This window comes from Alcanivorax sp. REN37, assembly GCF_041102775.1.
GTDB lineage: Bacteria > Pseudomonadota > Gammaproteobacteria > Pseudomonadales > Alcanivoracaceae > Isoalcanivorax > Isoalcanivorax beigongshangi.
Window position 1 is genome coordinate 2,106,757 of the sequence record NZ_JBGCUO010000001.1, and the last position, 12,755, is coordinate 2,119,511.

Below are 12,755 nucleotides of genomic sequence, written 5' to 3' on the forward strand. Positions count from 1 at the left end.
GGCGCTTTTTTTGCCCAAATGTGTAGTTAACTTCATATCAGCAAGGAACATTGATCATGAATACTCTGCCATCTTCGGCACCATCACTGACGCTGCGCGTACTGCTGGTGTGCTGCGCCTTGGCTGTGGTGTCACTGCTGTACCTGCCATTGCCGCTACTGACGCAACTTTCAGCGCAACACGGCATCGGTGCCACCGGCCTGCTGAGCAGCTTTGGCGTCGCCTACGCCTGCGGCTTTTTGGTGTTCGGCCCGCTGTCCGATCGGCTTGGCCGTCGCACTGTGCTACTCGGCGGTCTGCTGGCGCTGGCGATCATCACCGCACTGCTCGCCAGCGTGACCACGCCGGCGCTGCTGGTGGCGGGACGGATACTGCAAGGCTTCGCCGCGGCGTCATTCCCGCCGGTGGCGATCGCCTTCATAGCCGAACACGGCTCAACCCGGCAACGCGCCTGGGGCGTGGCTTGGATGAGTACCGCCTTCCTGTCCGCCGGCCTGCTGGGACAGATCTATGGCGTCGCCATCGCCAGCCGTATCGGCTTCGGCAATGCCTTGTTGCCGCTGTGTGCGGTGTATCTGGTCGCTGCCGCCGCGTTGTGGCGGCAACCGCCTGTGCCCCGCTCCGCCACTGCACTGCACGGCTTTCTGGGCGGCTACCGCACGCTTGGCACGCTGCTGGCCGACCGCGTGTTACGGCGCGCTTATGTCCCGGCGCTGTTCCTACTGATGAGCTTCGTCGCCTACTACATCAGCGTCGATCGGGAGTTGGGAGCGAGCTTGGCCGCCGCCGGCATCTCGCCATTGGCGCTGCGGGCGCTGGCGGCGCCGGCATTCCTGGCACCGCTGGCGGTAGCCCTGCTGATCACGCGCTGGGGCACGCGGCCAATACTCTGTGGCGGGCTGACACTGACCGCTCTCGGTTTGGCAGTCAGTGCTGGCGGCAGTAGCGACGCCTTGGATCTGCTGCTGGGCGGCAGTGTGCTGTTGGTGGCCGGCATCGGCGTCAGCGTGCCGGCATTGATCGCACAAGTGGCCAGTGCCAGCGATGACGGCCGTCGCGGTATGGCAGTGGCGCTGTACACCTTCGTGCTGTTCATCGGCGCGAGCCTTGGCCCCGCCGTGGCCACCTGGGGCGCGGCCCTGCCGCTGAGCGCGTTGCTGAGTCTGATGGCGCTGGTGTTGGGTAGCTGCGCGGTTTACGCCGGCACGGCACCCGCCACCGCGCGCAACTGAATGATCACGCACTGCGCCGCTGGCACAGCAACACCAGCACGCCCAGCAGCAGTCCCCAGAACGCGGAGCCGATGCCCCACAGACTGATGCCGGATGCGGTCATGAGGAAGGTCAGCAATGCGGCATCACGATGGCTGCTGTCCTGCAGCGCCATCACTAGGCCGTTGGCCAAGGTACCTGCCAACGCCAACCCGGCCATGGCCGCCACCAACGCCGGCGGGAAAGCACCGAGCAGGCCGGACACGGTGGCACCAAAAATGCCCATCAGCAGATAGAACACCCCAGCCGACAGTGCGGCAGTGTAGCGACGGCGCGGATCGGCATCGGCATCGGCACTCATACACACCGCCGCGCTGATCGCAGCGAGGTTCAGCGCGTAAGCGCCGAACGGTGCCAGCAGCAAGTTGGTGGTACCCGTGGTGGTCAGCAGCGGCGACACCGGTGGCTGGTAGCCGTTGGCTTTCAGCACCGCCACTCCGGGCAGGTTCTGCGACGCCATGGTGACCACGAACAACGGCAGGCCAACGCCGACCAAGGTCGCCCAAGACCACGCCGGCGCCACCCACTCTGGCTTGCCCAGCGCCACGCTGACACCGCCAAAATGCAGCTGCTGTTGCAACGCCGCCACCACCAGCCCCACCAGCAAAGTGAGCGGAATCGCGCTACGGGGCAGCCGACTTTTGCACAGCACGAAGGTGATCAGCATGGCGCTGACCAGCAGCAGTTCTTGTTCAAGGCTGGTGAATAGATCCAAACCAAAACGCAGTAACACACCGGCCAGCAGCGCCGACGCCAGCGACAACGGAATACGGTGCATCACCCGCTGGAACAGACCGGTGACACCGCACAATGTCATCAGCAGTGCCGAAAACAGGAACGCACCCACCGCCTCGTTAAGGCTGACACCGGGCAGGCTGGTGGCCAGCAGCGCCGCCCCCGGTGTCGACCAGGCCGTGACGATCGGCATGCGGAAACGCCAACTGAGCAGCAAGGTACTGACGCCCATACCGATGCCCAACGCCCACATCCAGGAACTGACCTGCGACGGCGTCGCGCCGGCGGCGGCCGCCGCCTGAAACACAATGACGGCAGCAGAGGCGTAACCAGTGAACACCGAGACCAAACCGGCCACTACCGATGAAACAGAAAAGTCGCGCCAAGGAAACGCGGACCGCGAGGCAGACATGACAGCTCTCCAAACAAGCGCCACCACCCACAGAAGGCAGCGCGGGAAAGCGGTCTTTTTACCGCATCGGCCGCGTCGGCGCAGGAGCAAAAATAAAAAAAGCCCGCAATTGCGGGCTTTTTTCTGGCAATCAGATCAGCGCTTGAGCGCGCGACCGAACTCCAACATGCGGTTTAACGGCACCATCGCTTGCTCAGCAATGCGTGGGTCGACCTGGATTTCTTGGCCGGCACCTTGATCGTCTTCCAACACTTGGCACAGGTTGTCGAGGGCGTTCATGGCCATCCACGGGCAGGCGGCACAGCTGCGGCATTCGGCACTGTTGCCAGCAGTGGGGGCTTCTACCAGCGTCTTGTGCGGCACCAGTTGCTGCATCTTGTAGAAGATGCCGCGATCGGTGGCCACGATCAGACGCTGGTGCGGCAGCTCGGCAGCGGCCTTGATCAGCTGCGAAGTGGAACCCACTACGTCGGCCAATTCCACCACTGATGCCGGCGATTCCGGATGCACCAGCACCGCCGCATCCGGCCAGGCCTGCTTCAGGTCCAGCACGCCCCTGGCCTTGAATTCTTCGTGGACAATACAGGCGCTGTCCCAACACAGCACATCGGCGCCGGTTTTTCGGGCCACGTAATCACCCAAATGGCGATCCGGCGCCCAGAGGATTTTTTCGCCCTGGCGATCCAGGTGCTCGATCAGTTCCACCGCGATGGAACTGGTCACCACCCAATCAGCGCGAGCCTTCACTGCCGCCGAGGTGTTGGCGTACACCACCACAGTGCGGTCCGGATGCTGGTCGCAGAACGCGCTGAATTCATCCACCGGACAGCCAAGGTCCAACGAACAGGTGGCCTCCAGCGTCGGCATCAGCACGCGTTTTTCTGGGCTGAGAATCTTGGCGGTTTCGCCCATGAAGCGCACCCCGGCCACCACCAGGGTGGACGCAGGATGTTCCTTGCCAAAGCGCGCCATTTCCAGCGAATCGGATACACAGCCGCCGGTTTCTTCTGCCAGCGATTGGATTTCCGGATCGGTGTAGTAATGCGCCACCAGCACGGCGTCACGCTCAGTGAGCAATTGCTTGATCCGCGCGCGGTATTGCTCGCGGGCGGCGTCATCGAGTTCGGGAGTGGGCTGAATGCGGTCCAGGTGTTGGCGCACCAGCGTAATTGCCTCGGCAGTCATCAGCTTCCAAGAGAAGTTTTGCTTCTCTTTCAACAGGTTACGCTTATGGCACAGGGCCGTTCGGGGGGCCATCATAGCACAATTGCACAACAACACAGCCTCGGCGCTGCGGCCTGCAGCACGCCCGTCCTTCAGGGCTCACGGCGACGCCATTGTGGCAACCCAATCAGCACCACAGCGGCAATGATCACCGCCATCGCCAGCGCTTCTGCTATACCCACCTGCTCATCGGCAAACATCACTCCCAGCGCCACAGCTACCGCCGGATTCACAAACGCGTAGCTGGTGGCCGCCGCCGGCCGCACCGTGGCCAGCAGGTACACGTAAGCACTGAACGCAATGATGGAACCGAACACCACTAAATAGCCCAGCGCCAGCCAGCCGCGCAGATCCGGCCACTGCTGCATCGACTCGCCGCCAAGCCAGCTGCCGCACAGCAAGACCGTGCCACCGACTAGCATCTGCGCCGCGCTGGCCATGGCTCCGGCGGGCAAATCCAAGCGCCGGCTCCACACCGAGCCAAACGCCCAGGCCGCGGCAGCGAACACAATCAAGCCAGCACCTGCTGGACTGGCCTGCAGGTTGGCACCGCTGTTAAGCAGCACGATGCCGACCACGCCCAGCAGCACCCCACCCCACTCCAATGCGCTATTGCGATCACCGAACAAACGCGCGAATAGCAACGCGAACAGTGGCACCGTCGCCACCACCAGCGCCGCGACACCGGAACCCACGCCCCAGTGTTCCGCCACCGTCACACCGCCGTTGCCGCAGGCGAGCAGCAGCACACCCAAAACGCCGGCGCCGGCCCATTGACGTCGAGTCGGCCAGCGCAAGCCGCGCCAACGCGCCCACGCCGCCAGCAGCATCCCGGCAATCAGAAAACGCACACCGGCCAGCAGCATCGGCGGCCAAGTTTCCACGCCGATACGGATTACCAGATAGGTGGAGCCCCAGATGAAATAGAGTGCAAAGAACGCACCGATTAATAGCCAAGGCAAGGAACGGGGTGCAGCAGGGGTCATGGTCGCGCTCGCAGTGTCAGCCAGCCTCCGACGGCTGCCGACCGGCAACCGCCGCCATACGGTGCGCTGTCATCGCAGCACTCCGCAAGCAGTCCGAAAAAATAAAAAACGCAACGAAAAAAAACAGCCCATCGCAGGGATGGGCTGTGTTGATGCAGGGCCACTTGGTGGCAGCGCGGCGTTGATGGAGAAAGGCGGTATCAACGCTGCTTTGTATGGTGGGTCGTGATGGATTCGAACCATCGACCAATTGGTTAAAAGCCAACTGCTCTACCGCTGAGCTAACGACCCGTCGGATGAGGCGCACATGATACTGCTTTTTTATTTCATGACAAGCACTTTGGCGAACTTTTTCTATCGCCGCGCCGAACCGCTCAGACGTAGCGGGTCGGATCGGCCAAGCCAGCGGCCTCGAAACCGGCACGGCGCAGGCGGCAACTGTCACAACGGCCACAGGCACGGCCGTCTTCATCGGCCTGATAGCAAGAGATGGTGGCACCGTAGTCGACCCCCAATTGGGTACCGGCAGTGACGATCTCCGCTTTGCTCATCGACAGCAGCGGCGCCTCGATGCGCGGGCCATGCCCTTCGACGCCGGCCACGGTGGCCACATCAGCCAGTGTCTGGAACGCGGTCAGGAACGCCGGGCGGCAATCCGGGTAGCCGGAATAATCCACCGCATTGATGCCGATATAGATCGCTTGCGCCGCCAGCACTTCCGCCAATCCCAGCCCCAGCGACAAGAACACAGTATTGCGCGCCGGCACATAGGTGGTTGGCACCCCTTCGCCTTCCTGCTCCGGTACCGCCATGGAGGTATCGGTCAGCGACGAGCCGCCGATGGTGTCGAGGCTGATACCCACTACCCGGTGGGAACTGGCGCCAAGGCTGACAGAAACACGGGCAGCGGCTTCCAGCTCGGTGCGGTGGCGCTGGCCATAATCGAATGCCAGCGTGTGACACTCATAGCCAGCAGCCTGCGCCATGGCCAGACAAGTGGCCGAGTCCAATCCGCCGGACAGCAATACCACGGCTCGTTTCATTGCGGTTCTCCCAATCTGGTTCAGCGGCCGCGGGCGTCGTCCCACAGCACCTTATGCAGTTGCAACTGGAAGCGCACCGGCAACCGGTCAGCGAGGATCCATTCCGCCAATTGCGCCGGCGGCAGCTGGTCCCACACCGGGGAGAACAACACATCCGCCACCCGCTCCACCAGCCGGTGCTGGTCCAGTTGCAGGCGCGCCCAGTCGTAATCACGGCGGCTGGCGAGCACGCATTTGATCTGGTCAGTGGGCTTCAGCAGCGCCAAGTTTTCCAAGCGGTTATTGTGCACTTCACCGGAATCCGGCGCCTTCAGGTCCATCACCACCGTAACCCGCGGGTCCACTTCGCCAATGTCCAGTGAACCCCCGGTCTCGATGCTGACCTCGTAGCCCAGATCACACAGCTGACGCATCAACGGGTGCACATTGGGCTGTGCCAACGGCTCGCCGCCGGTGATGCAGACGTGCCGAGCGCCGTAGCTCGCCACCGTGGCAAGAATGCTGTCCAGTGACTGCTTCTCACCGCCCTGGAATGAATAAGGGGTATCGCACCAACTGCAACGCTGGGGGCAACCAGTCAGGCGCACGAACACGGTCGGGCGGCCGACGCTGCGTGCTTCGCCTTGAAGAGAGTAGAAGATCTCGGTGATACGAAGATCCATGCTGGACAGACCTGCCGCCGACCATGAAGGGGGCGGCATTCTATCACAGCATGGAGAGCGGGATTACTTCAGTTGTTCCAGCATGGTCTTCGCCAAACGCGCTTCCGACGAGCCCTCGTATTCATTGAGGATGCGGTTGAGCGTCACCCGAGCACGGGTCTTATCGCCCTGCTCGGCTTGCAACGTGGCCAGCTTGTAGAGCGCCGCCGGCACTTGGCTGTGGGTGGGGAAATCATCCACCACTTTCTGGAACTGGGCCTGGGCCTTGGCCGCATCCGGCTTGTCCTGGCTGCGGTAGATCTCGCCCAACCAAAAATGGGCGAAGGGTCGGAACTGCCCTTTCGGGTAATCCTTCAGGTAGCTTTCGAAAGCACTGCCTGCGGCGGCGAAATCCCGCGCCAACAGTTTCTCTCGGGCGGCCACATAGGCTTCCCGATCGCTTTCCATCGACGGCGTTGCAGCATCACCTTGAGCGGCAGCCGGTGCAACAGTGGTACTGGCGGCTTCTGCCAAGGCATTGATGCGGGTATCCAGATCCAGATAACGCTCGCGTTCGGCGGTGCGGCCGGCGTCTAACTCATGGCGCAGCTTTTCCACCTCACCCTGCAACCGCTGGATGTCTTCCTCGAAACGCTGCATTTGCTGCATCAGCATCACGACGCCATCCGCATCGGCGGCGGCGGTGGAAGACGGGGATGCGGCGGCCGTCTGGCTGCCATTACGGGGGGGATAGACTCGGTCCTCTACCGAGACCGGCGCGGTGGCGGTCTGTGCCAACACAGACCCCATCGTGCCACTCAGCAGAAGGCCTGCAACTAGGCGTTTCACGCTGAGAGACCTCCTATATCGTCATGACGTGGAAACCCGGCGTGCAATACGCACGCCGGGTGCCGGTCATATTACGGACGGCCGGAGGTGTAGTTCAGTTCCACACGGCGGTTTTTCGCCATGGAGAGGTCATCACTGCCTCGGGCGGCCGGCTTTTCCTTGCCGTATGCCACGGTGGTGATCTGGGCAGAAGCAACGCCCTGCACGCGCAGGAACTGCTCTACTGCCTTAGAGCGACGCTCGGACAGCGCCACGTTGTACTCGCGGGTGCCGCGCTCGTCAGTGTGACCTTCCAGACGCACCTGGGCAGAGCGGTTGCCCTTCAAGTAGTTGGCGTGGGCACGCAGGGTGTCGAACGCCGCCGCCGGCACGTCAGAACGGTCGAAGGCGAAGTAGATGATGCGGGAATCCGTGGTACCGGTGTAATGGGACGGATGGTTGTGGAAGTTGTCAGCAGTCAGCGGAATGTTGCTGTAGTCCGGACGGGTCGGCGTGGTCGGACGCACAGACTCAACCTGGGTCGGCTGTTCAACGTACGCATTGGTGTCGGTGTAGGACTGGTCCTCATCCGTCGGCTTGCTGGAACACCCTGCCATGACGGCGGCTGCCAGAGCAGCTACAACCAGTTTTTTTGAAATCTGAGGGCGCATTGCACGAACTCCTGTAAATTCCCGATTGATTGTCTGTGGTTTCAAAGAAACGGCGACCAAGCCGGTTCCCTGACTTCGCCTTCCCGTGAAGGCAACCGCACCTTGACGCGACCGTCGATGGATACGGCTTCCAGCACACCCTTGCCGTCGCTTTGGGTGCCATAAATTATCATAGTTCCATTGGGCGCAACACTGGGCGACTCATCCATATTCGAGCCGGTCACCACATTGAATGTGCCGCGTTTCAAATCCTGGACCCCGATGCGGAATTGGCCTCCGTTGCGGTGTACGAACACCAGATGGCGACCATCCGGAGTGATATCCGCGCGGGCGTTGTAACTGCCCTCGAAGGTCAATCGGCGCGCCGTCCCATCCCGCAGGTTGAGTCGGTAGATTTGCGGACCGCCGCCTCGGTTGGAGGTGAAGATCAGCGACTGGCCGTCCGGCAACCAGCGCGGCTCGGTATCAATGGCATTGGACCGGGTCTGCCGCGTCAGCGCACCGCTATGAAGATCAAGAGTATAAATTTGCGGCGTGCCATCCCGCGATAGCGTCATGGCCAGACGGGTGCCATCGGGGGACCAAGCGGGCGCACCATTGATGCCCTGCCCTTGCGACACCACGCGCCGCTCCGAGGTTGCGAGCTGGTGCACATAAATCTTGGGCAGTCCGTCACCCTCGAACGACACATACGCCACGCGGCTGCCATCCGGTGACCACGACGGGCTCATGATCGGTTCGCGACTGCGCAGGATGGTATTCACCCGATGACCGTCGGCGTCGGCGTACTGCAGCTGGAACGGGAAACGGTCGCGCTCGTTCATGGTGACGTAGAGCAGCTTGGTAGAGAACGCGCCCTGAATGCCGGTCAGCTGCTCGAACACCTTGTCGGCAATCGAGTGCGCCACATCACGCAACTGGTCCGGGGTGGCGGTGTAATGGGCCGCCAGCACCTGCGCCTCGCGGCTGACATCGTGCAGCTCGTACTCGATGCGGTAATTTTTATCCGGCTGCGGCAGTACCCGGCCGAGCAAGACGTAGTCGCTCTTCATGACGCGGAAGTCGCGCCAGATGATGTCCTGCCCCCGGCCCGGGCGACTGAGCAGGTCACGCGGCTCGATCGGCGCAAACTGGCCGCTGCGGTGTAGATCGGCGGCGACGATACCGGCGACGTCTTCCGCCGGCGGCGCCCCGTCCACCGCGAACGGCACGATCGCAAGCGGCATGGCGTCGTCCCTCCCTTGAGTGATTTCGATCACCAGATTGGCCTGGGCCAGCGATGTCAGCACGGTGAGCCAGGCGGCCAAAAACCACTTTTTCACAGTCGCATATCCTCTGGTTTAAACAAGAAGTTGAAGCGGCGGAACGGCGCAAAGGCCGTGCCGTCAGGAACCGGCAACCGGCCGGCACTTTTCACTGCGTTGACCGCAGACTGATCCAGATTGCGATCACCACTGGATTGACTCACCGCCACATCCAGCACATCGCCACCCGGCGCCAAGTGCACCGTCAACACCACCTGCATGCCGTTGCGGGCACTGGGCGGTCGGATCCAGCGCCGCTCAATTACTTGGCGGATCGCCGCCTTGTATTCTTCCGACTCCGGATCGACCGCGTGCTCGGCACCGGCCTGGGCCTCGCGCGCGGCGCGCTCCTGCTCGGCTTTGTCGCGCGCCGCCTGTTCTGCACGCTGGGCGTCGCGCATCTGCCGTTCTTCCTCCGCCAGCAGCGCGGCCATGTCAGGTTGGTCAAAGCTCGGCGCAGGTTTGGGCGGCTCCGGAGCGGGCTTCGGCGGCTCAGGCTTCGGCGGTTGCGGACGCGGCGTGGGTGCCGGCGTGGGTGTCGGTGCCGGCTTGGGCGGCTCCGGCCGCGGCGTCGGCGCTGGCTTCGGCGGTTCCGGCCGCGGTGGCGGCGGAGTCGGCTTCGGCGGTTCCGGCGCAGGCTTGGGCGGCTCCGGCTTGGGCGGCTCCGGCTTCGGCGGCTGTGGCGTCGGACGCGGCGCCGGTTGCGGGCGCGCCGGCTGTGCACGCTCCACCACCACCGCCTGGATATGGGCGGGCGGCGGCGGGGTGCGACTCAATTCCGGCGCACGGCTCCAGTTCACCGCCACCAGCACCACCACTGCACCATGCAGCAGCAGCGACAGCAGCACGCTGGGCAGCCATGGACGCCGAGCGCTCATCGCGTACGCACCTCCGGCGGCTCAGTCACCAGACCCAGCCGCTCGATGCCAGCGCCCTGTAGCGCTGCCATCAGCGTCACCACGCGCCCGTAGGGCACTTGGTCATCGCCTTCGATCAAAAATTGCGTGGTCGGTGCCAACCGCTGGATGCGCTGCACCTGCTCGGTGACCGCATCCAGCGCCGCCGCCTGCTCTTGGCGATCACCGACATTGATGAAGTAGCTGCCGTCTTTCTTCACCGTGATCAGCACCGACTCGTCCTCGGTTTTGATCGGCTGGCTCGAGGTCTTCGGCAGTTCTACCTGCAGGCCCTGAGTCATCATCGGCGCGGTGATCATGAACACCACCAGCAACACCAGCATGACGTCGATGTAGGGCACCACATTGATGTCCGCCACCAGCTTGCGCGGTGGCCGCACCTTGATCATTGCGCGCCTCCCCGCCCGTGAGCTTGGCGGTGCAGCACCGAAGAGAACTCCTCGGCAAACACTTCGCAGTCACCCACCAGCGCTTCGGCAGCAGCCGCAAAACGGTTGTACGCCACCACCGCTGGAATCGCAGCAAACAGGCCCATCGCGGTGGCCACCAGCGCTTCGGCGATGCCTGGCGCCACCACCGCCAGCGTGGCTTGGCTGACGTGGGCCAACGCGCGGAACGAATTCATGATGCCCCAGACGGTGCCGAACAGGCCGATGTAAGGGCTGGTGGAGCCGACCGTGGCCAAGAACGGCAGCGTCTTGTAAAGCCGTGATTGCTCCCGTTGCAACGCTACGCGCATGGCGCGCTGGGCCCCTTCCATCACCGCATCGGCATCGCGTGAACTCTTCGACAGCCGCACATATTCCTGGAAGCCGGCCATGAAGATCGCTTCCTGGCCAGATTGGCCGGCGGCGTTCTTGCGCAGGTCCTGGTACAGACTGGCCAGGTCATGGCCGGACCAGAATCGCTCTTCGAAGCGCGCGCCATCGCGGCGGGCACGGCCGATCACGCGCATGCGGTTAAAGATCATCGACCACGACATCACCGACAGCAGCACCAGCACCAGCATCACCAGCTGGACCACCAGACCGGCGCCGCTGACCAGACTCCAGATGGACATCACGTCCGTGTCACCTTGCATGGTGCGCCTCTCCTTCCAATCGCTGTTGAAGATCAGTATTCAATGCCTGCCGCAGCGCCGGCGGCAGCGCACAGGGCTGTAGGGTGGAAGCCTGTACACAGGCAACCTTGACCGTGGCCTCGCACAACAGTTCAGTGCCGCGCTGTACAGTTTGGGTAAAATGCAGCGCCGCACCACTGATGCGGTGGATGGCGGCGGTCACGTCCAACGCGTCATCGATACGCGCTGGGCGCCGGTAACGAATGTCGCAGGAATGCACCACGAACTGGATGTCCTGCTCGGCCAGCAGGTAGTGCTGACTGCCGAGGCCACGCATGTATTCGGTGCGCGCCCGCTCCATAAACTTCAGGTAATTGACGTAATAGACGATGCCGCCGGCATCGGTATCTTCGATGTATACCCGTACCGGCAGGCGGAAAGGAGCAGGACTTTGGTTCGGTTCCGTCATCGTGGCCCTTGCTGGCATAACAAGCTGGAGTGCGCCGTTGTACCGCATCTGCGGCCGGCTGTCCGGGTCGAGGTCTCATCCCGACCGGCACGCATCATAGCTTGCGCCACAACTCCGGTGTGCAGCCGCAACAAAAAATAAAAAGCGGGCGTTGCCGAAGGTCAGTCGAACATGTCAGGTGGGGTCGCCGAGCGCGGCGGACGCAGGCCGAAGTGGGTCCACGCATGCTGGGTCACTTGGCGGCCGCGGGGAGTGCGGTGGATGAATCCCTGCTGAATCAGGTACGGCTCCACCACTTCTTCCAGTGTGCCGGCGTCTTCGTTGAGCGCGGCGGCGAGGCTGTCCAGCCCCACTGGCCCGCCGTCGAACTTCTCCATCATTGTAGTCAGCAGCCGCCGGTCGGTGCCGTCGAGGCCGCGCGCATCCACTTCCAGCATGTCCAGCGCCGCCCGAGCGATATCGCCGGTGATGCGGCCGTCGCCGCGCACCTCAGCGTAATCGCGCACCCGGCGCAGCAGCCGGTTGGCAATGCGCGGCGTACCGCGCGCCCGGCGCGCCACTTCTTCGGCGCCATCGTCGTCCGCGTGCAGCGCCAAAATGTCGCAGGAGCGGCGCACGATACCGGCCAGGTCTGCCACATTGTAAAATTCCAAGCGCTGCACGATGCCGAAACGGTCCCGCAGCGGTGCGGTCAGCAATCCGGCACGGGTGGTCGCCCCCACCAACGTGAATGGCGGCAGGTCGATCTTGATCGAGCGCGCCGCCGGCCCCTCACCGATCATGATGTCGAGTTGGTAGTCCTCCATCGCCGGATAGAGGATTTCCTCCACCAGCGGTGACAGCCGATGGATCTCATCGACGAACAGCACGTCGCCCTCTTCCAGGTTGGTGAGGATGGCGGCCAGGTCACCGGCTTTTTCCAGCACCGGCCCGGACGTGCTCTTCAACTCAGAACCCATCTCGCGCGCGATGATGTGCGCCAAGGTGGTTTTGCCCAGCCCCGGTGGGCCGAAGATCAGCGTGTGGTCGAGCGCCTCGTGCCGCTGGCGGGCGGCGTCGATGAAAATTTCCATGCGCTGCGCCACCTTCGGCTGGCCGTGGTAATCGGCCAAGCTGGCGGGGCGAATGGCGCGGTCGAAGTGCTCTTCAACGCGCCCCGCCGTGGCGGGGGAAATCAGGCGCTCTGAATCCATA

15 protein-coding genes and 1 tRNA gene are annotated in these 12,755 nt (G+C 63.3%); 2 read left to right on the plus strand and 14 right to left on the minus strand.

Annotated elements, in window-relative coordinates:
• Positions 1-56 precede the first annotated feature (56 nt).
• Positions 57-1,232, plus strand: a complete 1,176-nt coding sequence (locus AB5I84_RS09595; protein WP_369455633.1) for an MFS transporter — start codon at positions 57-59, stop codon at positions 1,230-1,232.
• A 4-nt stretch (positions 1,233-1,236) separates the two neighbouring features.
• Here the strand turns inward: AB5I84_RS09595 and AB5I84_RS09600 are convergent, their stop codons facing one another.
• The 3 genes from AB5I84_RS09600 to yedA all read right to left on the minus strand — a co-directional run bounded on the left by AB5I84_RS09600 (position 1,237) and on the right by yedA (position 4,628).
• On the minus strand, positions 1,237-2,418 hold the full coding sequence (locus AB5I84_RS09600; protein ID WP_369455634.1) for a benzoate/H(+) symporter BenE family transporter: 1,182 nt from the start codon (positions 2,416-2,418) through the stop codon (positions 1,237-1,239).
• Positions 2,419-2,553: 135 nt separating this feature from the next.
• Entirely contained in the window at positions 2,554-3,603 is a 1,050-nt protein-coding gene (nadA, locus tag AB5I84_RS09605) for a quinolinate synthase NadA (RefSeq protein ID WP_369455635.1), read from the minus strand.
• Positions 3,604-3,734: 131 nt separating this feature from the next.
• Positions 3,735-4,628: a drug/metabolite exporter YedA gene (yedA, locus tag AB5I84_RS09610; protein ID WP_369455636.1), complete on the minus strand. Its 894-nt coding sequence runs from the start codon at positions 4,626-4,628 to the stop codon at positions 3,735-3,737.
• Here yedA and AB5I84_RS09615 point away from each other — a divergent pair.
• The gene (locus tag AB5I84_RS09615; protein ID WP_369455637.1) at positions 4,627-4,857 is read left to right on the plus strand and encodes a hypothetical protein; all 231 of its coding nucleotides are present in this window, start codon (positions 4,627-4,629) and stop codon (positions 4,855-4,857) included. The genes yedA and AB5I84_RS09615 overlap by 2 nt on opposite strands.
• Here AB5I84_RS09615 and AB5I84_RS09620 read toward each other — a convergent pair.
• The 11 genes from AB5I84_RS09620 to ruvB form a co-directional block, all read right to left on the minus strand.
• Positions 4,845-4,919, minus strand: a tRNA-Lys gene (locus tag AB5I84_RS09620). The genes AB5I84_RS09615 and AB5I84_RS09620 overlap by 13 nt on opposite strands.
• Before the next feature lie 83 nt (positions 4,920-5,002).
• Complete coding sequence (gene queC / locus AB5I84_RS09625) at positions 5,003-5,671, minus strand: 7-cyano-7-deazaguanine synthase QueC (protein ID WP_369455638.1); 669 nt, start codon at positions 5,669-5,671, stop codon at positions 5,003-5,005.
• Between the two features lie 20 nt (positions 5,672-5,691).
• Positions 5,692-6,333: a 7-carboxy-7-deazaguanine synthase QueE gene (gene queE / locus AB5I84_RS09630; RefSeq protein WP_369455639.1), complete on the minus strand. Its 642-nt coding sequence runs from the start codon at positions 6,331-6,333 to the stop codon at positions 5,692-5,694.
• Positions 6,334-6,396: 63 nt separating this feature from the next.
• A complete protein-coding gene (gene ybgF / locus AB5I84_RS09635; RefSeq protein ID WP_369455640.1) occupies positions 6,397-7,122 on the minus strand; it encodes a tol-pal system protein YbgF in 726 nt (241 codons plus the stop codon).
• 110 nt (positions 7,123-7,232) lie between these two features.
• On the minus strand, positions 7,233-7,757 hold the full coding sequence (gene pal / locus AB5I84_RS09640) for a peptidoglycan-associated lipoprotein Pal (protein ID WP_369455641.1): 525 nt from the start codon (positions 7,755-7,757) through the stop codon (positions 7,233-7,235).
• A 95-nt stretch (positions 7,758-7,852) separates the two neighbouring features.
• Complete coding sequence (tolB, locus tag AB5I84_RS09645; protein WP_369455642.1) at positions 7,853-9,133, minus strand: Tol-Pal system beta propeller repeat protein TolB; 1,281 nt, start codon at positions 9,131-9,133, stop codon at positions 7,853-7,855.
• Positions 9,130-9,993, minus strand: a complete 864-nt coding sequence (gene tolA / locus AB5I84_RS09650) for a cell envelope integrity protein TolA (protein ID WP_369455643.1) — start codon at positions 9,991-9,993, stop codon at positions 9,130-9,132. The genes tolB and tolA overlap by 4 nt, the downstream gene beginning before the upstream one ends.
• Positions 9,990-10,421 carry a protein TolR gene (gene tolR / locus AB5I84_RS09655; RefSeq protein ID WP_369455644.1) on the minus strand — a complete coding sequence of 144 codons (432 nt, stop codon included), beginning with the start codon at positions 10,419-10,421 and terminating at the stop codon, positions 9,990-9,992. Before tolR ends, tolA begins: the two co-directional genes overlap by 4 nt.
• Positions 10,418-11,113: a protein TolQ gene (gene tolQ / locus AB5I84_RS09660; RefSeq protein ID WP_369455645.1), complete on the minus strand. Its 696-nt coding sequence runs from the start codon at positions 11,111-11,113 to the stop codon at positions 10,418-10,420. The genes tolR and tolQ overlap by 4 nt, the downstream gene beginning before the upstream one ends.
• Positions 11,103-11,561 (minus strand): tol-pal system-associated acyl-CoA thioesterase, encoded by a 459-nt coding sequence (ybgC, locus tag AB5I84_RS09665; RefSeq protein ID WP_369455646.1) that lies wholly within the window; start codon positions 11,559-11,561, stop codon positions 11,103-11,105. Before ybgC ends, tolQ begins: the two co-directional genes overlap by 11 nt.
• A gap of 161 nt (positions 11,562-11,722) precedes the next feature.
• Entirely contained in the window at positions 11,723-12,754 is a 1,032-nt protein-coding gene (ruvB, locus tag AB5I84_RS09670) for a Holliday junction branch migration DNA helicase RuvB (protein ID WP_369455647.1), read from the minus strand.
• Position 12,755 lies beyond the last annotated feature (1 nt).